At 66.1% G+C, this 21,931-nt stretch carries 10 protein-coding genes; 8 read left to right on the forward strand and 2 right to left on the reverse strand.

The window, feature by feature from the left end:
- Nucleotides 1-72: 72 nt before the first annotated feature.
- Nucleotides 73-2,163, reverse strand: coding sequence for a tetratricopeptide repeat protein (locus ACILRJ_RS14185; protein WP_395683847.1), 2,091 nt, complete (start codon nucleotides 2,161-2,163; stop codon nucleotides 73-75).
- A 134-nt stretch (nucleotides 2,164-2,297) separates the two neighbouring features.
- Between ACILRJ_RS14185 and ACILRJ_RS14190 the strand changes: the two genes are divergently transcribed.
- The 7 genes from ACILRJ_RS14190 (at nucleotide 2,298) to ACILRJ_RS14220 (ending at nucleotide 14,792) form a co-directional block, all read left to right on the forward strand.
- Nucleotides 2,298-4,241, forward strand: a complete 1,944-nt coding sequence (locus ACILRJ_RS14190) for a hypothetical protein (RefSeq protein WP_395683848.1) — start codon at nucleotides 2,298-2,300, stop codon at nucleotides 4,239-4,241.
- 3 nt (nucleotides 4,242-4,244) lie between these two features.
- Entirely contained in the window at nucleotides 4,245-6,182 is a 1,938-nt protein-coding gene (locus ACILRJ_RS14195; protein WP_395683849.1) for a hypothetical protein, read from the forward strand.
- A 179-nt stretch (nucleotides 6,183-6,361) separates the two neighbouring features.
- A complete protein-coding gene (locus ACILRJ_RS14200) occupies nucleotides 6,362-8,341 on the forward strand; it encodes a hypothetical protein (RefSeq protein ID WP_395683850.1) in 1,980 nt (659 codons plus the stop codon).
- Nucleotides 8,342-8,579: 238 nt separating this feature from the next.
- Complete coding sequence (locus ACILRJ_RS14205; protein ID WP_395683851.1) at nucleotides 8,580-10,541, forward strand: hypothetical protein; 1,962 nt, start codon at nucleotides 8,580-8,582, stop codon at nucleotides 10,539-10,541.
- Between the two features lie 148 nt (nucleotides 10,542-10,689).
- The gene (locus tag ACILRJ_RS14210; protein ID WP_395683852.1) at nucleotides 10,690-12,573 is read left to right on the forward strand and encodes a hypothetical protein; all 1,884 of its coding nucleotides are present in this window, start codon (nucleotides 10,690-10,692) and stop codon (nucleotides 12,571-12,573) included.
- Between the two features lie 44 nt (nucleotides 12,574-12,617).
- A complete protein-coding gene (locus ACILRJ_RS14215) occupies nucleotides 12,618-13,226 on the forward strand; it encodes a hypothetical protein (RefSeq protein WP_395683853.1) in 609 nt (202 codons plus the stop codon).
- 21 nt (nucleotides 13,227-13,247) lie between these two features.
- Nucleotides 13,248-14,792, forward strand: coding sequence for a hypothetical protein (locus ACILRJ_RS14220; protein ID WP_395683854.1), 1,545 nt, complete (start codon nucleotides 13,248-13,250; stop codon nucleotides 14,790-14,792).
- Between the two features lie 128 nt (nucleotides 14,793-14,920).
- Here ACILRJ_RS14220 and ACILRJ_RS14225 read toward each other — a convergent pair whose 3' ends face one another.
- The gene (locus ACILRJ_RS14225; protein ID WP_395683855.1) at nucleotides 14,921-17,308 is read right to left on the reverse strand and encodes a penicillin acylase family protein; all 2,388 of its coding nucleotides are present in this window, start codon (nucleotides 17,306-17,308) and stop codon (nucleotides 14,921-14,923) included.
- Between the two features lie 497 nt (nucleotides 17,309-17,805).
- Between ACILRJ_RS14225 and ACILRJ_RS14230 the strand changes: the two genes are divergently transcribed.
- The coding region (locus tag ACILRJ_RS14230; protein ID WP_395683856.1) for a beta strand repeat-containing protein at nucleotides 17,806-21,931 on the forward strand (4,126 nt) is incomplete at its 3' end.

The following is a 21,931-nucleotide window of genomic DNA, read 5'->3' on the forward strand; positions in this document are numbered from 1 at the left end:
GGCTTTCCGAAGCAAAGCGGCGGACGCGGATCCGCGCGGACGAATGCGGGTGCAATGCCGTCGTTTCGCGCGTCAATCGAGTTGCGCCGGCGGCAGTCCGGCGCGGTGTCGTTCGGCCATGCGTTGCAGCAGCGAGACGAAGTCTCGCGCGTAGCCTTGCATGTCGAATACGCCGCTGTGCTCGCGACATTCGGCAAGCTGCCTGCGCAACGCGTCGCGCGCGGCGGCGTCCTGGCCAAGACGGACAGCCATTGCGATGAACCCGGCGTCGTCGCGCGCATTCAGCTCGGGCAAGCCGAGGTGATGGTTGATGCTTGCCGCGACGCGCGATGCAAACGCCGATCCGGCGACGGTCAGGACCGGACATCCCGCCCAGACCGCGTCCGAAGCCGTCGTATGCGCGCCGTACGGTGTGCAATCGAGAAACAGGTCGGCGTGGCGATAGCGAGCGAGGTAGTCGGAATGCGGCAGCTTCGGCGCGAACACGAGTCGTGCCGGGTCGAAGCCGCGGCGCGCTGCTTCCTCGCGCAGCCGTTGGTCAGCGTCGCCGGCGGCGGACAGCAACCACAGCACCGAGCCCGGCACCTCACGCGACACCGCGAGCAGGCGCTCGAAACTCGCCGTGTTGATCTTGTAGCTGTTGTTGAGGCAGGCGAACACGACGCCGCTCGCGGGCAGGCCGCAGGCCTCGCGCGCGGGCGGGATGCCGACGCTGCGAGTCGAATCCGACGGCTGGAAACAGCGCGGCAACCACGCAACCTGTTCGGAGAATTGCGCGGCGAGCGACTCCGGCAGCACGCTGCGATCGGCGATCACGTAGTCCATCCACGGCGCGCCGAGCGTGCCGGGGTAGGCGAGCCAGTTGACCTGCAGCGGTGCCGGACGCAGCGCGAACACCTCCGGCACCGCGCCGCTGCAATAGCCGTCGAGGTCGAGGAGGATGTCGATTGCGTCGGCGTCGATGCTGTCAACGAGCATCCGGGGGGCCATCGCCGACGCATCGCGCCAGACGTGCGCGGTGGCGCGCACGCGTTGCAACAGCGCGCTGCGGTCGTCGGGTGCGGTCGAATACAGGTGCAGACGCACGTCGTGCGTCCGCAACGCCTCGAACAAGGCGACGACCAGCAAGGCGGTCGGGTGGTTTCCGAATCCGTTCGCGACGAAACCGAGGCGCAGCGGTCCATCGCCGATGCGCGTCCGCACGTGGCGTCGCGCCAGCAACGGTGCGACTTGCGACGCGATGCGTTTCGCATGCGTCTGTGCGCAATGCAGTTGTGCGGCCGCGCCAGCGTCCTCGGCCAGGAATCCGAATGGCGAAATGCCGTGTGCAGAAGCCGCGACGCGCGCGCGCAAGCGCGCCGACAATGCGTCGAGTCCGTTCCAGTCGCACAGCTGGCGACGCAGGAACACCAGTTGCGACAGCGCCGCATCCAGCGAAGGATCGAGCGCGAGCGCGCGCGCATGGGCCGCGGCAGCAGGTGCGAGTTGCTTCTGCTCCTCGGCCATCAAGCCGCGCTGGTACGGGAAACGCGCGTCGTTCGGCGCGCTGCGTTCGCCGGTCGCATACGCTGAGGCGGCCTCTGCATGGCGATGTTGGGCGGCGAGCGCGTGGCCGAGCACGAACAGTGCCTCTGGATAGCCCGGCGCGAGGGCGATGGCGCGGCGAGCACTGACTTCACCCGCTTGTGCCTCGCCGACGGCGAGTTGCGCCGCGGCGAGGTTGCACCACGCGCCAACGTGATCGGGTTGCGCACGCGTCGCCGCGGCATAGGCATCGCGCGCGCCGATCGCGTCGCCGCGCGCGCGACGCGCGTTGCCGAGGCCGTTCAGCACGGCCGGATGCTCGGGGGCGATACGAAACGCGCTTTCGAACGCCGCCAGTCCCGCCTCGATGCGGCCGTCAGCGAGATTCACGCTACCGAGGTTGCACAGCACTTCAACCGACTGCGGCGCGAGTGCTAGCGCGTGCTCGAGCGTGGCGAGCGCTTCATCGAGTCGGCCGAGCTGGAACAGTGCAATGCCGTGCAGGCGCGCGGCCTCGCTTTCACGCGGCGCACGCGCACGCGCCTGCGCGGCCTCGGTCGCGGCAAGGTCGGGCCGACCGGCACCGATCATCTCGGCGATGCGCTCCAGTCTTGCGTGCAGCGACGGTCTGACATTCATTGGGGAACGCTAACGCGTACGATAGGCCTCGCGCCAGCCTTGACTGGTGCGTTGATCCGGCGGACGGATGCGTCAAGCCATCGCATCCAGTCCTGTTCCACCGGCAAGGGCAAGCCCGGGAGTCTCACGAACGCATGTTGCCAAGGCGGTGGGTCGTTCTTCTCTGGAGCCTGGCGATCGCTTCGAGCGCGCTCTCCGGCGCGCCAGCGGCGGTGCAGGTTGCCGGCGGCGTGGCGGAGTTCGCGTTCAATCCCGACGCGCTGGTTTCGAGCGGGTTGCGCCTCGATGCACTCGAGCAGGCCCGGCAACCGGTGCAGGGCAAGGCGGGCGTGCGCTATGCGACGGCCGGATTCAATGCGCGGCCGGGCGATGGTCTCGACGTGGGCGTGCGCGACGGCGTGACGGTTGGCCTTGGCGGCGGCCGACTGCGATTCATCGGCGGTGTCGTGTTCGCGCATGCCGGCGGCATCGTCGACCTGCGTGGTTTCGAACTCCGTGCAGATGAAGGCGCACCGATGGGCATCGAGGTCGCGGACGCGGCCGGCAAGGTGTGGCTCACGGCCGACCACGCGCATCACGAGTTCAGCAAAGGCGTGCCGCCCGAATTCTCCATGCGGCAGATGGATCTGCGCTTGTCGCCGCAGTTCGCCGCAACGCTGGGCTTGCCGCGCCTGGCCGGACAGGTGATCGGCACGCTCGCGTTCCGCGCGTTCGCGCCCGCGGCCGCGGCCGATGCGATAGCGGGCGGGCAATGCGATGCGCCATGGCCGCGACCGGGGCTCGTGACCGACATCCAGCTCAGCTACTCCAACCTGAGCGGATTCTGGGATTCGATCTATGCGCCGCGCTGCGGCTTGCCTCCGCTGCCGGACGGAGGTGCGTGCACGGCCAGCAGCACGAATGGCAAGCTCGTGCTCGGAACCGATGCGAGCCTGCGTAATGTCGGGCAGACCGCCGTCGCGTGGTACGGCCATTTCAGCGGCAATCATCCGCCGTACGGCAACGACCAGCATCCGGTCCTGATCTGGAACCTCTATCGCATGGATCGCGAGGGACGCATCCGGCAGATTGGCGCGTCCGGCGTCAAACACGCGTTCTTCTCGATCAACGAGCATTGCCGATGCAAGTCCGGCAACGTGTTCTGGCCCGGCTGCGAGGACATCTACTCGTCGAGCAGCAACGACAATGGCAGCGGCAATGCGGAGCAGAACCTTGGCCCGCGTGCGGAAATCATTCCGTTCAAGGGAATCTGGGCGCGCTGCGGTTCGATCTGGGACCACGACTGCGATGGCCGCATGGACGCCGGCAGCGGTGCACAGGACCTGTACCGCTACCGCCTTACCGTCGACGAGGCCGAACTGCTGCCGCCCCTCTCGACCGGTGCGCGCTACTTCTTCGAATACTGGTACGTCGTCCGCGACGACGTCGACATCTACAACACGATGGGACATCGCGAAATCCGCCTGGCGAAGCAAGGCGCCAACTGGCGCGTCGAACTCGTCGATGCGCAGGCGCCGCCGCACGATTTCTTTCTCGGACCGGTGATCAATCGCTGGATCGATCCCGTCGCGTCATCCGACACGGCACGCAACGCTGAACTGTCGACGTCGCTTGGGCGCGCACGTGTCGCGGTGAAGGTGACCGCGCTCGGTGGTGGCCGCTGGCGCTACGAGTACGCGCTGATGAACTTCGACTATGCAGAGGTACGCGTGGATCCCGCGCACGCGAGCGAGCCCGACGTGAAGTTGCTCGACCATCGCGGCTTCGGCCGTTTCGTGGTGCCGTTGCCCCGCGGCGTGGTCGCCACGTCGCTGCGCTTCGACGATGCGGATGGCGACGCGGGCAACGACTGGACGGCAAAGGCCAGCGGCGATGCGCTAAGCTGGACGGCGCCCGATCCAGCCAATACCCTCGGCTGGGGAATGCTCCATCACTTCGAATTCGTCGCGAATGGGCCGCCGACTGCGCGCCGCGTGCAGATGGACGGAGCGGCAACAACGGCCGGGAAGGCGCCATCGTATACGCTTGACCTCATCGGACCGGCAGCGCCGCACCGAGCCACTCCACGACATCGCTAAGCCATGCGCAAACTGCACTTCCTCTGGTCGACCGTTGCGATCCTTCTCCTGTCCGGCACGCTCGTCCGCGACGCGCGAGCCGCCGATGATGCGTGGTTGAAACTTGCCCAGCGCCTGTCGCCGGGCGGCGCAGCGGCGGTCGACTTCACGCCGCACGGTACCCAGCCTGGCTTGTTCAGCGACCTGATTTTTGCCGACAACTGCAGCGGCTGCCATGGGGGCAGCAGCCCTGCGCAAACCACCTTTCGACCTTACCCGACCTGGGCGGGTTCGATGATGGCGAACGCGACGCGCGACCCGCTGTTCTGGGCCGCGCTCGACATCGCGAACCATGACGTGCCCGGCTCCGGCGACTTTTGCCTGCGCTGCCACACGTCGCGCGGCTGGTATGGCGGGCACGTGGTGAAAGTCGGGTTCGGCAATCCCGACAACGACGTCGCGCAGGGCAGTGCCGGTTGCCTGCTGTCCGGCACCTACGACTCGGCCGATGACCTCGACTCGGACTTCGGTGGCCTGAACTGCCATTTCTGCCATCGCCTGATGCCGCAGGGACCGAACAGCGAGCCCGGTTATCTCGAGAACGGCAATGCCTGGATCGACGATGCGGCGTGCGCAAATTCCGGCGATTTCGAACCATGTCGACGCGGGCCGTACGACTACACCTCCGGTGGCAATGCCCCGCCACACGCCTGGGAACATTCCCCCTATCACACGCAGAGCGAGATCTGCGGCGTCTGCCACAACGTCAGCTCGCCCGACACGGTCAGCGGTCCACTGAAGACGCTCAAGCTTGCGAATGGCAACGATACCGGTCTCGCGTTCCCGATCGAGCGCACGTTTGCGGAGTGGCAGCAGAGCCAGTATGCGCAAGCGCCGCAGCAGACCTGCCAGGCCTGCCACATGCCGGACAGCATGGACCCGAACGCCAGCGCCTGTGCGGGCGGGTCGAACCGGACCGGCAATCTTCCCGTGCACGCCTTCGCCGGCGGCAATACCTGGGTGCCCGGGATCATCAAGGGCCAATACGCCGCCGGCATCGTCGCGAACGGCGGACCGAACCGCACGGCGTCGTACGACCAGACGATCGCGTGGGCGCGCAACTTGTTGACGAATGCGGCCGCCGTCGCAACGACGATCCCGGCGTACACGCCCCCCGTCGGTGCCACCCCCGGATCGATGGCGGTTCGCGTCAAGGTCACCAACCTGAGCGGACACAAGTTGCCCAGTGGTTACAGCGAAGGCAGGCGCATGTGGGTGAACCTGCAGGTGCGCGATGCGAACGGTGGGCTGGTGTTCGAGAGCGGCGCCTACGATCGAGCGAGCGCGACGTTGGCGATCGACCCGCAGGCGCGCGTCTACGAAGTGTTGCAGGGCATCTTCAACCACAACGGGACCGGCGGCTGCGATGTCGAGGACGGCGCCGGCAAGGCGATGTTCCATTTCGTGCTGAACGATTGCATCGCGAAGGACAACCGCATTCCGCCGCTCGGATTCCAGCCAGCCACCGTCGCTGATCCGAACGGCTACACGTTGAGGCCGGTCGCGGCGACCTACCCGGAGACCTCGCCGGGGTCGGGCATCCTGGTCAACTACGACACGATCGACTACGCACTGCCGGTTCCCGCGGGTGCAACCGGTCCGTTCACGGCGACGGCGCGGCTGTACTACCAGACCTCCAGTCGCGAGTACATCGAGTTCCTGCGCGACGAGGCGGCGGCGAACGCGACGCCCGCTGAGAACACGATGTGCGCGGCAGGCCCCGGACGGCCGTTCACGGTCGGGCCGCAGGCGAGCACGCGCGGGCAGTACATGTACGACCTCTGGAGCGGCGCGCTCGGAGGCACCCGGATATTCGCCGACGCCTTCGATGGGGCCACCGTCTCGTTTTATGGCAAATCGCCGCCTGAACTGATGCAGGTCGGCGCGGCAACCACGCCTTGAGCGCCCACGGCGTGCTGCTGCGCCGCAAAAACATGGACGGACCCGGGGTGATACATTTGCCAATTGCGCCTCGGACGCCAGGGCCGGCGAACGTTCGAATGGACGCGCATCGCCGACCGCTGACTGGCCACGACGTTCCATTCGCGGAACGCCGAACCGACAACCTTGGGGTGAATTCGATGAAGCGACTGATGTTGTGCATGGGCGTTGCGCTCGCGTGCGCGGCGAGTGCGAGTGCGGGGATCACGGATCGCGCGTCGGCAACCTCGACCAAGGGCACGCAGTCCTGGTCCGCCTGGGGCGGGTCGATGGGCGTGCGCTGGAATGTCGACCTGATGCAGAACCTTGGCATCAGCATCCAGTCGCGTACCGGGCAGTTGCGCCAGACCGACCTGCGTGCACACGAGTGGTTCGCATTGCGCGAAGCCGGCGGCCTCGATTTCAGCGTGCGCAACGCGGCGCTGCAGAAATTCAACGGTGGTTCGCTTCGCATGAGTGGCGGCTACGTGCTGGGCCTGCGCGACGGCAGCACGATCGACCTGCGCGACGCGACGCTGCGCGTGCGCGCCGGCAACCCGAACATCCTCGACCTCGTTTCCAGCGACGGCAAGGTGTGGTTCTTCACCGATCGCATCATGTTCGAACTGGCCGACAGCAACCGCACGCTCGCCGTGCGTGCGGCGGACCTGCGCATCATGCCCGCGCTCGCGAGCCGGATCGGCGCCCCCGAAGCCGATGGCTGGGAGCTCGGCGATTTCGCGATGAACACCGAAGTCAACATCGAGGGCGGCGGCATCGAGCCGGAGCGCTCCTGCTCCACCTATCCGTGGCCCGGTGCCTCGGTTCCCGGCGTCGCTGGTGCGACATACCAGGCCGACCTCTTCATGCAGAATTTCTCGACGCAGTCCGTTGGCTGCCAGAGCTGCGGCGGTGCGGCGGGCAGCGGCACCGCCGCGTTCGCACCGTCGTCCACGTTGCGCAACAACGTCAACGATGGCACGCACCAGTCGACCATCCCCGGCGATCCGCTCGGCACGAGCAACGCGCTGTATACCGCCGACGTCGCGTGGTTCACCAAGTTCAGCGGCAACAGCCCGCCGTACAACAACGACCAGCACCCGTACCTGATCTGGAACCTGTATCGCGTCAACGCTAACGGCGGCATTTCGCAGATCGGTCGTTCGGGCGTGAAACACGCATTCCTGACCATCAATTCCGGTTGCATCAGCACCTGCGGGTTTGCCGGCCATGCCCTCGGCCTCGGCTGCGGCGACACCTACGGCACCGGCAACAACGACAGCCCGAGCGACATGGGGCCGCGTTCGGAAATCATCCCGGCAACGGGCCAATGGGGACGTTGCGGGTCGATCTTCGACGCCAATTGCGACGGCAACGAAGGCTCCAACGGCAACACGGCATGGTCGCAGCGCATGAAGGTGCCCGAGCAGAAGCTCGCGCACACCAGCGGCGACGGCATCAGCTTCCTGTTCGAGTCGTGGTACATCGCGCGCGACGACATCAACATCTACAACTCGATGGCGACCGAATCGGTGAACCCGCAGTTCTCCGGCTCGCAGTGGTCGCTCAGTAGCGCATCGAACTATCGCCTGAGCGGCGCGATCGACCGCTGGGTCGATCCGGTGACTCCCGGCGCGAACGCGATGAACACCGAGCTGGCCGCGCCGGAAGGCCATGCCAAGGTCGCGGTCAAGGTGACCGACCTCGGCAACGGCAAGTGGCGCTACAACTACGCGGTGATGAACTTCGACTTCGCGCGCGCGGAGACGCAAGGGGCGGAACCGAACCTGCGCGTGCTCAGCAACAAGGGCTTCGACAGCTTCGGCGTGCCCGTGGCCGCGGGGGTTTCGATCCTGTCGCCGGCGTCGGACCTGGGCGGCACCGCGTTGAATGGCAACTGGCGATCCAGCATCGCAGGCGGCCAGCTGACGTGGAGCAACAGCAGCAGCAACGGCGGCATCGGCAGCCCCGGTTCGCCACCGGTCGTTCTGCCGACGCTGGACTGGGGCACGCTGTATTCGTTCTCGTTCATCAGCAACCGCGCGCCTGTAGCGGGCAACGCGACGTTGCATGTCGCGCTGGCGGGAACGCCTGCGACGTACGACGTCGCGACGCTGGTGCCAAGCGGCGCCACGCGTTGATCCGATGGCGCCCGACCGTTTCGGACGGCCGGGCGCACGTCCTCGTGCGCCTGGCCGTCTGCACTGAGGCTGCGGCGCAAGGAATGACCAGGCCGGTGGGTAGTGCTACATTTGCGAATTGCGCCTCGGACGCCAGGGTCGGCGAGCGTTCAACTGAACGGTATGTCGCCGACCGCATTGACTTGCAACGGCGTTCCATTCGCGGAACGCCGAACCGATGACAACTTGGGGTACATCGATGAAGCGATTGATGTTGTGCATGGGCGTCGCGCTTGCGTGCGTGGCGAATGCGAGCGCGGGTATCACGGATCGCGCGCCGGCAACCACGACGAAAGGCACGCAATCCTGGTCCGCCTGGGGTGGCTCGATGGGCGTACGCTGGAATGCCGACCTGATGCAGAACCTCGGCATCCGGGTCGATACGCGCGCCGGCCAGATGCGCAAGAGCGATCGCGACGGGCATGAGTGGTTCCCGCTGCGCGAAGCGGGCGGCCTCGAGTTCAGCGTGCGTGACGCCGCCCTGCAGAAGTTCGTCGGTGGTTCGCTGCGCATGAGCGGCGGTTACGTGCTGCGCCTTGCGGATGGCGGAACGATCGACCTGCGCGATGCGACGCTGCGGGTCAATGCGAACAATCCGCTCGTGCTCGACCTGGTTTCCACTGATGGCAAGGTGTGGTTCTACACCGATCGCATCATGTTCGAGCTGGTGGACAATAATCGCACGCTGAAGGTCCACACGGCGGATCTTCGCGTGACGCCGGAACTCGCGCAGCGCATGCATGCGCCCGAGTCGGAAGGCTGGGGCCTGGGCGATTTCGCGATGGACACCGAAGTGAACATCTCGGGAAGCGGTGCACAGCCGGACCGCGTGTGCACGACCTATCCGTGGCCCGGCGTGGCCGTGCCCGGTGTCGCGGGTGCGACGTACCAGGCCGACCTGTTCATGCAGAACATCTCGATCCAGCCGGTCGGTTGCCAGACCTGCACCGGCGCGGCGGGCACGGGCACGGCGGCGTTCGCTCCCTCATCGACGTTGCGCAACAACGTCAACGATGGCGTCAAGGTCGCGACCATCGGCGGCGACCCGCTCGGCACCAGCGACGCGCTGTACACCGCCGACGTCGCCTGGTTCACCAAGTTCAGCGGCAACAATCCGCCCTACAACAACGACCAGCATCCGTTCCTGATCTGGAACCTGTACCGCGTCAATGCGAACGGCGGTATCTCGCAGGTCGGCCGTTCCGGCGTGAAACACGCGTTTGTCTCGACCAACCAGGGTTGCACGAGCACCTGTGGCGTCTACGGCGGACATGCGCTCGGCCTCGGTTGCAGCGACACCTACTCGAGCGGCAACAACGACAGCCCGAGCGCGATGGGGCCGCGCAGCGAGATCATCCCGGCCAAGGGGCAGTGGGGGCGCTGCGGTTCCATCTACGATACCAATTGCGACGGTGTCGCGAATTCGAGCGGCAACGATTCGTGGACCCAGCGCATGAAGGTGCCGGAGCAGAAGCTTGCCCACACCAGTGGCGACGGCATCAGCTTCCTGTTCGAGTCGTGGTACATCGTGCGCGACGACATCAACATCTACAACTCGATGGCGACCGAATCGGTGAACCCGCAGTTCTCCGGCTCGCAGTGGTCGCTCAGTGGCGCATCGAACTATCGCCTCAGCGGCGCGATCGACCGCTGGGTCGATCCGGTGACTCCCGGCGCGAACGCGATGAACACCGAGCTGGCCGCGCCGGAGGGCCACGCCAAGGTCGCGGTCAAGGTGACCGACCTCGGCAACGGCAAGTGGCGCTACAACTACGCGGTGATGAACTTCGACTTCGCGCGCGCGGAGACGCAAGGGGCGGAACCGAACCTGCGCGTGCTCAGCAACAAGGGCTTCGACAGCTTCGGCGTGCCCGTGGCCGCGGGTGTTTCGATCCTGTCGCCGGCGTCGGACCTGGGCGGCACCGCGTTGAATGGCAACTGGCGATCCAGCATCGCAGGCGGCCAGCTGACGTGGAGCAACAGCAGCAGCGGTTCGCCACCGGTCGTTCTGCCGACGCTGGACTGGGGCACGCTGTATTCGTTCTCGTTCATCAGCAACCGCGCGCCTGTAGCGGGCAACGCGACGTTGCATGTCGCGCTGGCGGGAACGCCTGCGACGTACGACGTCGCAACGCTGGTGCCAAGCGGCGCCACGCGTTGATCCGATGGGGCCCGGCCGCCGCGCGCGGTCGGGTCTCCACGCTCGCTGATGTGGGCTCCATGCGTGCGGCAGGCTCAACGAGCCTGCCCGGGTGCGACGCCCAGTCCTGGGGCGCATCCATTCTGGGTGATGCGGGGATCCTCCGAAGATGCGATTGAAGTCGCTGCTGGTCGTGCTCGGCCTGCTGGTTTGTGTGCCGCTGATGGCGCTCGATTTCACGCCGCACGGCACGCAGCCGGGGTTGAGCGTGCAGCTCGATTCCGCGCAGACCTGCGCCGATTGCCATCGCAGCCAGAATTCCGCGGATGCGGGCTTCATGCCGCATTCGACCTGGGGCGGCTCGATGATGGCGAATGCGTTGCGCGACCCGTTGTTCTGGGCCGCGCTCGATGTCGCCAACAACGATGTTGCGACGCTGGGTCAGCCCGGCGTCGGCGACTACTGCCTGCGCTGCCACACGCCGCGCGGATGGCTCAACGGCCGCGTTGTCAAGGACGGCAGTGGCGGCACTACCGGTGCCGGAGGCGAAAGCGGGTGCCGCCTGATCGGCAACCACGCGAAGAAGGATCGTGACGACAACGATTACGCCGGCGTCGATTGCCATTTCTGCCATCGCCTCATGCGCGACGGGCCGCAAGGGCAGGCGAACCTCATCGGCAATGCGAACGCGTGGGTCGACGACTCGATCAGTTGCGCCAACACGCCCGGGTTCTTCGGCCCGTGTCGCCGTGGGCCGTACGAGTATCCGGCCGGCAGCGTACTCGTGGCACCGCATGGCTGGGCCTATTCGTCTCATCACACGAGTTCGGCGCTGTGCGGCAGTTGCCACGACGTGACCACGCCGGATACCGATCAGGGGCCGCTCAGGACGCTCGTGCTCAACGACGGCACGAATACGGCGCGGCCGTTTCCGATCGAGCGCACCTACACCGAGTGGAACCGCAGCCTGTTCTCCGATGCGATCCTGCGCGACGGTTTCGGCGATGCCTTGCCGGGCAACCCGGTGGTCGCGAAGGCGCAGCAGTGCCAGGACTGCCACATGCGCCCGTCGCAGGATCCGCTGGCTAAAGCCTGCACCGTGAACCCCTCGGGCTCGCGCAGCGGCAACCTGCCCGTGCACGAATTCGCCGGCGCCAATGCGTGGGTGCCGGGCATCATCAAGAATGAATATGGCAACAACCTCACGCAGCAACCGCAGGACTACGATCGCGCCATTGCTGCAGCGCGCGCGATGCTCGCTGCAAGCGCGGCCGTAGCCACCACCATCACGGCCTACACGCCGGCTACGCCGTCGGCCGCCGGATCGATCACGCTTGCGGTCACCGTGACCAACCTCAGCGGCCACAAGTTGCCGACCGGCTATTCGGAAGGGCGACGCATGTGGCTCAACGTGCAACTGCGCTCAGCCGCAAACGCGCTCATCGCCGAGAGCGGTGCCTACGATGCGGCGACCGCGACGCTGACCGAAGACACGCAGGCACGCGTCTACGAAATCCTGCAGGGCATCTGGAACACGTCGAGCCACGCCTGCGAGGTGGAATCGGCAGGTGCGAAACAATTCCATTTCGTGCTCAACAATTGCGTCGCGAAGGACAATCGCATTCCGCCGATCGGTTTTCGCGTCGCCGCGCCCGACGACCCTTCCGGGTACGAAGTGCGGCCGGTTGCTGCGACGTACGCGGAGACGTCGCCCGGCTCCGGCATCCTCGTCAATTTCGACAAGGCGACCTACACGTTCGCCATACCGGCAGGAACCACCGGGCCGGTGAGTGCGGCGGCGACGCTCTATCATCAGGTATCGAGCAGGGAATACATCGAGTTCCTGCGCAACGAGGCGGTCGACAATGCGATCCCGGCGGAGAACGACCTGTGCCTGGCCGGGCCTGGACGGCCGTTCACCGTCGGACCGCAGAATCTCTCGCGCGGCGAATACATGTACGAACTCTGGAGCAATCCGCTTCACGGCAAGTCGCCACCGGAGCCCGTCGCGATGGCGACCGCCGTGAGCGGCGCGGTTCCGTCGCGGCGATGACGAGCCCGCGCAAACATGAATCTTTCCATCGGGAATCGGTATACGTGAAATCGACACATGCAAGCCGTTTGATGCCGGCAGCGCTGGCGCTGCTCGCGCTGGCCGGATGCGCTTCGACGCCGCGCACTGGCCCGGCGCGCGCAATGCCGGAGCTCGTCGCCAGTGATGTTCCCGATGCAGGACGCATGAAGGGAATCGTGATCAATCGCAGTTACGAAGACTTCTTCGTCCACGATGGCGTCGAGACGCGCCGGCGGATCGAACTCGCCTGGGACTATGAGCGTGCGACGGCGATTCAGCGCACCTACGACCTCGACGGCAAGCTGCTGCAGACGGAAGACCTTGCCGGTGCCGAAATGCGACTCACGCCGGCCGAAGATGACCGCGTGAAGGCGCTGGTGCTCGGATATCCCGACCTTCGTTCCATCGCAACGCGGCCCGGCGTCGTGATCTGGGCCGGCGGGTTCGTCATGCGCAAGCGCGGCGATCGCTACTGCGACCGCGGCACCCGTTGCATCTATGCCATCCTCGCCGAGGAAGGCGGTTTCAAACCGCTTCGTCGCGCAATCGTCGACCTGCAGCGCGATCGCGTGGTGTACCCCGATTTCGACGCCGAATCACGACGCGACGTTCCTGCCACAGCCCGCAACTAGACAAGCATGGGAGCCAATTCGATGAGCGTACAGAAGGTCCTGTTCCTCGCATTCCTCGCCGCCGCGGGCGCCTACTCCGCCCGCGCACAGGCCGACTCACCTACGTGCGTGGGCGCCAGCGAGCATTTGCTGAGCTGGCCCGCAACCAACCCGATCTGGGAAATGTGCTGGGTCAAGCCGAGCGAGAGCGTCGCCACGGACGGATCCAGCCTCGAACTGCGCAAGGTGTATTTCAACGGGCACCTGGTCATGCGTCGCGCGCATGTGCCGATGCTTTTCGCGGAATACCAGAGCTCGACCTGTTACCGCGACTGGAAGGATGCGGATGCGAATTTCCTCGCCGACCATGCGGTGCAGAACCACCTTGGCATCTCGGTCGACCCGCCGCAGGCGACGACTTCGTGCGACCGTTCCAGTGCGCCGACCCAGGCCTACGGCAACTGCCCGTTCCAGCTCGCCGGCTATCCGAACGCGACCGCAGGCTGCGCATCGGGCGTCAGCGTCGAGGATGGCGGCGACCATGTCACGCTGACGACCCAGCATTCCGCGGCGTGGTACCAGTACACCTCGCGCTGGACGTTCTATTCCGACGGACGCATGGAACCGGAGTTCGGCTTCGGCAACAACGATGGCACCGGCAACGAAACGACGCACTGGCACCACAACTACTGGCGCATGGAATTCGCGATCGACGATCCGGCGAACGCGATCAACACGCTCAGCGTCAACGATGTCGACAAGACGACCGAATTCACCGATCTACGCAATGCGACCGGTGGACCGGGCGGCACACCGAAGACCTGGGAAGTCCGCAACCCGACCACCGGCAACGGCTATCGCCTCGTTCCAAGCAGCGAGGACTACCTCATTCCGACCAACCAGTCCGGGCGTGGCTTCCACACCATCGACGTGATGGGCACCAAGCAGCACGATGGCGAGTACGCCGATCGCTCGGACAATCCTCTCAGTGCGTGTGCCATGAACCAGAACGCGCTGGTCAATGGCGAAAGCCTGGTCAATACCTCGATCGCGCTCTACTACCGCGTATCGGTGCGTGACAGCACGAGCAACAACTGGCCGCCGGGCTGCTCGGGCGGCACCTGCATTCCGCAGGACTCGATGGTCTGCAAGAAGCGCGGCCCGACCTTCGTCGCATTCGGCCCATGGGTCGATACCACGCCAGGCGTTCCGGCTGCGACCGTCGCACCCGGCAACATCGACGTCACCGTGATGCAGGGCGCGAGCACCACCGACATGTTCGGCCTGACGAACTCCGGTGATCCGGGCAGCACGCTCGACTACACGATCGACACTGCGGCCGTCACGTGCGCCAGTCCGGGTCCAGTCGCCTGGCTTGGCCGCTCGCCTGGGCAGGGTTCGGTCGCGGCGGCGGCCACCTCGACGATCACGGCGAGCATCGATGCGACATCGCTGAACCCGGGCAACTATTCCGCCTTCATCTGCGTGCACAGCAACGATCCGGTGCACGCATTGATTTCGGTGCCGGTCAACGTGACCGTCAGCCTCGCCGACCTGATCTTCGCGAACGGCTACGACAGCCCCTGACGTCGAATGGGATGCCAGCCTCCTCCGGTAGAGGAGGCTGGCGCATTCCCGCCTGCGACGGATGACTGAAGACACGGCACCCTTGTTCGGCCGGGACGACGATTCCTTTCGCGTGGTGTGCCGTCGTCCTATCGGTCCGGTTGCAGCAGCAACACATGTTGCGCCGGTCCCGGCAGGAACGGCGTCGGCGTGCCTTTCACCCAGTCCGCGTGCCCCGCGCCGTAGTAGGGCGACAGCGGATGACCGCTTTGTCCGCCCGGCATCATGAAGTAGCCGTGCGCCTCGTCGCCCGGTGCGACCGCGAAGCGTTCGGATGCACCGAAGTCGACACCTTGCACGCGTGGCATGTTGCTGTCTCCGGGCAGCGCTTCGTACGGCATGTCGAGATACCGCGCGAGGAACGCGGGCAGGCCGCGCGAGACCGGATGCGCGATGTGGTCGGTGTTGCGTTCGCCCCAGGTGCGCGCGGCGAGGCCGCCCGGCTGGCGGTCGAGCTTGTCGCCGACGCGCTCGACCGATGCAGCCATCAGCGCATCCCAGCTTTCGTTCCCCGGCGGCAGCAGATGCGCGGGCTGCGAGGACAGCAGCTTCCAGACCGCGTGTTCCGTCTGCGGCATCCTCGGCAATGCGAAGTCGGGAAAGCGTTTGCGCACCGCGGCCGAAAACCCGTCGAGCACATGATCGACGACATCGTTGCGCCACGCGCGTACCAGCCGGTAGGCGACCGAGTCGGTCGACGCGTGGCCTTTCCACTCGTCGAGCATGCGCTTCATCGCATCGTGCAGCGGGGTTGCGGGAAGGCGGTTGAGTTGCAGCTTGAGCAGGTCCTTCCAGCGTTCGAGGAACACCGCGCGGTCGTCGAGCTGGATGCGCAACAGGTCGGTGGTGGTGAAGTGATCGTGTGCGCGCAGGTCGTCGCGGATCTGCCGCGCGCGCGCGCCGAGGTCGTAGCCGCCGTCGCCGAGTGAAGTGAGTGCGGGGCCCTCGACCGGGCGCTGGTTCGCGCTCCACAGGCGCTGCCATGGCGGATTGCTGACGAGGGGATGCAGGCCCGGATCGAGCCAGCCGTCCCAGCCGGTGCCGGCCTGCGACCAGTCTGCTGGCAGGTCAGGATCGTAGTTGCCGATGCGCTTGGGCAGGCGCCCGGCGATCGTCCACGCGATGCTGCCGGCGCGATCGGCGACGATGAAATTCTGCGGCGGTATGCCGCTCGATTGCGCGATGGTGACTGCCTGGTCGACGTTCTCCGCCGTTTCGAGGCGCACCAGGTCGACATTGATCGCGCCGGGCTCCTGCGCGATCCATGCCAGCGCGAGCGGCGTGTCGTCGACATCCTGGGCGATGATCGGGCCCCAGCGGGTTTCCTCTACCTCGAGCGTCTCGTCGGGCGCGCCGTGCACACGGATCGTCTCGGCGTGCCTTATCGTATTTGCCCAGCCATCCGGCGTGCGATAGCGCGAGGGATCTGCCGGATCGCGCAGCACGCGCACCCAGTCGGTCGTGTCGGCGTAGCTGTTGGTGAATCCCCACGCCACCTGGCCGTTGCTGCCGGCGACGACGGCCGGCGCACCCGGCAGTCCGGCACCGGTCACGTCGACGAATGATCCGGCGTGGCGTGGATCGGGATAGATGATGCGCATGCGGAACCACAGGTTCGGCACGCGCAGGTCGAGGTGCATGTCGTTGGCAACGATCGCCGCGCCACCGGTCAGCGCGCCGGCAACCGCGAATGCGTTGCTGCCGTGCACGCGCGCGTCCGGCTCCTGCTGGTCGTCGCGCAGCAGCTTGGCGTCGAGCGCATGCAGGTCCAGCTCCGCTGCAGTGGGCACTTCGGGCAGGTCGAACGGGCCGCCCGCGATCGGCGCATCCCAGGCGCCGCCGGTCGCGGTCAGGAAGGCATAGGCCGATGCGGGCAGCGCCGCGTGCATGCGCGCGAACGCGAGACTGCGCTTGTCCTCGGCGTCGTTCAGCGTGAACGCCATCGCCGCCACCACCAGCAGGCTGTCCTCGCTGCGCCAGGGCGCAGGCGCGTTGAAGGTCACCAGGTACGGGAACGGTCGCACCGACAGCGCCGCGAGTCCGGCGTTGACGCCATCGCGATAGGCATCGACCGCATCGTGCTGCTCCGGGCTGAGCGAGGCGAGTGCCGCCTGCATGTGCGCACGCATGCGATGGGCGCGCGCCTTGCGGTCGATCGGCAACGCGGCCGCACCGAAAAGCTCGGCCAGCTCCCCGGCCGCGCGACGGCGCAACAGGTCCATCTCGAAGTAACGCTCCTGCGCATGCACGTAGCCGAGCGCCCACCCCGCGTCGCGGCGGTTGGCGGCGCGGACGGTGACGCTGCCGAGCGCATCGCGCTCGACACGCACCGGCTGCGCCAGCGCCTTGTCGCGCACCTCGCCGTCGTAGCGGGGCAGGCTGCCGCGAAGGGCGAGCCAGCCGGCGAGGGGTGCGGCGATCGCCAGCAGCAGGAGTACGAGCGCGGTCTTCTTCAACAGGCGCGACGGTCGAGTCATCGTGGGTGCGGTTCCTTCAGGGAGCGCGAATGCTATCAGGGTGTCCGACGTCTACCGGTGTTGTCCCTTCGCGCCGGGCGCAGGCCGCAGGCCGGCGTCGAAGTGCGTCTGTGCAGCGGGCTCCGGCGTTGCCCAACCGCATGTTGCGCATGCACATGAAGCGTTCACCGGAAGCTGCCTGAATGGGGGGAGTTGTTCGTCCATGCCGGACAGGCATATAGTCGGCAAACCTGCATGGGTTCCGGTTTCCGGAGCGTGTGGAGGCAATCATGGATCGACACGCAGGTGGTTGCCGGTGGGGGATTCGCTCCGGCATCCGCGGGGTAGTTGTCCCTTGCGCTCTGGGGTGTGCGCATGAACCGATGTCGTTGTGGACCGCACTGCGCGCGGTCGCTGGAACCAAGATCACTCTCCAACTTGCGCGTGCCGGAGTCTCCGGCACGCGCGCTTGTGTGTGTCTGCAATCCGTCAGTCATCGATCTACAGGGGTACATCGCATGAAACGCTTGTTGAATGTCGTTCTAGCGTGGTCGGCGGTCGCCGCCGCGCCATTGTTGTCCACCACGGCGCATGCCGCGCTGGGCGTCTGCGATGCGTTGCCCGCGGACAACGTCGAAGTCGAGGCGACAGCGGGAACCCCGGGTCCAACCAGCTACAACACGTTGAAGTTGGCGTTCGATGCGATCAATGCCGGCACGCACCAGGGCTCGATCAATATCGAGGTCTGCGGCAACACGACGGAAGCCGCGAGCGCAGTTCTCAATGCGAGCGGCAGCGGCGCAGCCCTCTACACCGACATCGCGATCAAGCCGGTGGGCGGAGCAGCGCGCACGCTCGCGGGCACGCTTGCCGGCGCGCCACTGATCGACCTCAACGGCGCCGATGCAGTCACGATCGACGGTCTCAATGCCGGCGGCAACTCGCTCACGCTGCAGAACGCCAGCACGGCTGCCACTGCGGGTACGAGTACCGTTCGCTTCATAGGCGGCGCAAGCGGGAACACGATCACGCGCACGGCCGTGCAAGGCTCGTCGCTGGTGCCTCTCGCCACCGCGGGCGGAACGATCACGTTCAGCACCGATACGGTCGCCCTCACCGGCAACGACAACAACACGATCTCGTTCTGCGATATCGGCCCCGTTGGCGCAGCCCTGCCGATCAAGGCGGTGTTCGGCCTCGGCACGACAACGACGCTGGCGAACTACAACAGCGGCGTGGTGATCGACCACAACAACATCTTCGACTTCTTCGGCACGGGCGCCGCTTCCGTTTCGGGCATCCACGTCCTCGGCGGCAACGATGCGTGGACGATTAGCAACAACAAGCTCTACCAGACGGCCCCGCGTACGTTCACGGCAACGGCACGCTACGCAGGCATCACGCTGAGCGGCACGACCACCGGTGGTGCCTTCACTGTCACCGGCAACACGATCGGCTTCGGCGCTTCCAACGGCACGGGCACCACAACGATCAGCGGTGGCGCCAACGAGTTCCGTGGCATCGATGCGGTGACGACCAACATCACGACGCCGACCGTCTACCAGAACAACATTGTTTCCGGCATCAACCAGAGCACGTCCGACAGCGGCACGACGACGAGCGCCTCGTTCATCGGCATCACGCTCGGCACCAGCGACGGTCGCTACAACGCCATCGGCAACCAAGTCGGCAGCCTCGACGGGTCCAGCACGATCGTGCTCAACAACAGCACGACGACCAGCACTCTCGTCTACGGCATCTTCGATTTCAGCTTCCAGAGCAACACGATCGCGAACAACTCCATCGGTTCCATCACGATCCAGGGCACCGGTACCGCCACCGGCTTCCGCGGCATTCTGTGGAACACCGGGGCCGCACTCACGGAGACGGTCACCAACAATACGGTCGGCAGTGCGACCGGCCCGATCGTCGATCTGCAGGTAGGCAACAATTCCGTCTACGGCTTCAACGGCGTGTCTGCCGCGGCGAACCTCAGCGGCAATACCGCGAGCTACCTCAGCGCAAACTCGATCAGTGCTGCCACGCCAATCGTGACGGTCGCCGGATACATCATCGGTTCGACCAGCACGACCGTTCCGTCCACGATCGCGCGCAATTCGGCGCACCACTTGAGCAACAACGCCGGCGTCAGTGCCAACGGCGGTTCCGTATACGGAATCAGCGCGTCGCTGCCAACCACGCTGGCGAATGTCGTGGAGCGCAACCTGCTGCACACCTTCGATGCAACGGCCACCAACACGGCCTATCAGCTCGCAGGTATCGTGGCCAGTGCAGGCACGACGACATATCGCAACAACATCGTCAGTCTCGGCTTCAATGCCGCGGGCAATCCGATCACCGCAGGCTACGTCATTCTTGGCTTGTTCGATCCCGTCACCGGGACGGCCACCACGAGTCAGTTCTACTACAACAGCGTGTTCATTGGCGGCTCGGGCGTCACTGCACCGGGTTCCAACAGCTATGCGCTATACAGCAATGTCGTCACCAACCCGCGTAATTTCCAGAACAACATCCTCTGGAACACGCGTGGCAACGCGGTCGCCGGCGGCTCGGCCCACCTCGCAATCCGCATCGGGGCGACCACTGCCGGGTTGACCAGCAACTACAACGACCTGCTGGCAGATGGCACGGATGGCGCGGTCGGCGTTTTCAACGCCACGATCTATCCGACCCTTGCCAATTGGCAGACGGCTACCACGCAAGATCCGCTGTCGCTCAGTGTCAATCCGATGTTCGTCGCACTGACGAACCTGCATCTGCAGCCCGGCAGCCCGGCGATCGCGATGGGTACCAGCATTGCGGGAATCACCGACGACTTCGACGGTGATCTTCGTCCGGCAGTCAATCCGAGCATCGGCGCCGACGAATTCGTGCCGGGCCACATCACGATCGCTCCGGCCAGCTTCGATTTCGGCAACCAGACCGTCGGTGTGCCCAGCGCGCCGACGTCGATCACGCTGTCGAACACCGGCGGTGCGCCGTTGAGCGTGACCGCGATCACTGCCGCGGCATCGCCGTTCTCCGCAGCGGGTGGAACCTGTGGCCCGACCCCGATTACGATCGCGGTGGGCGCGAGCTGCACGCTCGACTACACCTTCACGCCGACGGCTGCGGGACCGGCGAGCCAGCCGTTCACGGTGACGGCGAATGTTGCCGGCGACACCACCTTCACGCTGAGCGGCACCGGCTTGCCGGTCACGCACACCGTGACCTCGTCGGTCGGCACGCCCTCGGGCACGATCACGCCGCCGAGTGCGGTGGTGAACGACGGAGCGACCACCGCGTTCACGGTGACGGCGAACCCGGGCTTCCACTTCGACACGATCGGTGGCACCTGCCCGGCGGGTTCGATGGCGGGCAACACCTACACGACCGGCGCGATCACCGCGGACTGCACCGTGGTGGCGAACTTCGCGGCGGATATCGTCACGCACACGGTGACCTCGTCGGTCGGCACGCCCTCGGGCACGATCACGCCGCCGAGCGTGGTGGTGAACGATGGCGCGACCGCGGCGTTCACAGTGACGGCGAACCCGGGCTTCCACTTCGACACGATCGGTGGCACCTGTCCGGCCGGCTCGATGGCGGGCAGTACCTACACGACGGGCGCGATCACTGCGGACTGCACGGTGGTGGCGAACTTCGCGGCCGATGGTGGCGGCAGTGACACGTTCAGCAACAACAATCCGGTGAACATTCCGGACGACGCGTACAACGGCACGCAGGCGTCGATGGCGTGTTCGGCGATCGATGCCAGTTCGTTGCCGGCAGGCGATACGGTGACCAGCGTCACGATCACGACGGGCCTGACGCACACGTGGGCGGGCGACCTGGTGGCCAAATTGTTCAGTCCGAGCGGGTCGGTGCTGGCGGTGTTCAGCCGCCCGGGCTTCGCGGAACCTGCGGATGATGGTACGGGCGGCTTCGGCGACAGCTCGAATCTGCTGGCTACGAGTCCGTTGATGTTCAACGATGCAGCGGCGGCGGATGCAGAAACGATGGGAGGAACACTCGCATCGAGTGGCGTGATCTGCCAGGACGATTCGGTATGTTCGTACCATGCCAATCATGGCGCAGCCGCTGGGCTGACCAGCTTCGCCGGTTTCAATGGTGGGGCGGCTTCGGGCACGTGGACGCTGTGCGTGGGTGATGCCGGTGGTGGCGATACGGGCTCGATCCAGAACTGGAGCATCACGATTGGCCATGCCGGCGCGGTCACGCACACGGTGACCTCGTCGGTCGGCACGCCCTCGGGCACGATCACGCCGCCTAGCGTGGTGGTGAACGATGGTGCGACCGCGGCATTCACGGTGACCGCGAATGCGGGCTTCCACTTCGACACGATCGGTGGCACCTGCCCGGCGGGCTCGATGGCGGGCAACACGTATACGACCGGCGCGATCATCGCGGACTGCACGGTGGTGGCGAACTTCGCGCCGGATGTCGTGACGCACACGGTGACCTCGTCGGTGGGCACCCCGTCTGGCACGATCACGCCGCCTAGCGTGGTGGTGAACGATGGTGCGACCGCGGCATTCACGGTGACCGCGAATGCGGGCTTCCACTTCGACACGATCGGTGGCACCTGCCCGGCGGGCTCGATGGCGGGCAACACGTACACGA

It is taken from the genome of Dokdonella sp. (assembly GCF_044227025.1).
Taxonomy (GTDB): domain Bacteria; phylum Pseudomonadota; class Gammaproteobacteria; order Xanthomonadales; family Rhodanobacteraceae; genus Dokdonella_A.

Excerpts from the sequence above, each read along its gene's own strand:
- ACILRJ_RS14185 (WP_395683847.1), bottom strand. The coding sequence starts at position 2,163 with ATGAATGTCAGACCGTCGCTGCACGCAAGACTGGAGCGCATCGCCGAG.
- ACILRJ_RS14190 (WP_395683848.1), top strand. The coding sequence starts at position 2,298 with ATGTTGCCAAGGCGGTGGGTCGTTCTTCTCTGGAGCCTGGCGATCGCT.
- ACILRJ_RS14195 (WP_395683849.1), top strand. The coding sequence starts at position 4,245 with ATGCGCAAACTGCACTTCCTCTGGTCGACCGTTGCGATCCTTCTCCTG.
- ACILRJ_RS14200 (WP_395683850.1), top strand. The coding sequence starts at position 6,362 with ATGAAGCGACTGATGTTGTGCATGGGCGTTGCGCTCGCGTGCGCGGCG.
- ACILRJ_RS14205 (WP_395683851.1), top strand. The coding sequence starts at position 8,580 with ATGAAGCGATTGATGTTGTGCATGGGCGTCGCGCTTGCGTGCGTGGCG.
- ACILRJ_RS14210 (WP_395683852.1), top strand. The coding sequence starts at position 10,690 with ATGCGATTGAAGTCGCTGCTGGTCGTGCTCGGCCTGCTGGTTTGTGTG.
- ACILRJ_RS14220 (WP_395683854.1), top strand. The coding sequence starts at position 13,248 with ATGAGCGTACAGAAGGTCCTGTTCCTCGCATTCCTCGCCGCCGCGGGC.
- ACILRJ_RS14225 (WP_395683855.1), bottom strand. The coding sequence starts at position 17,308 with ATGACTCGACCGTCGCGCCTGTTGAAGAAGACCGCGCTCGTACTCCTG.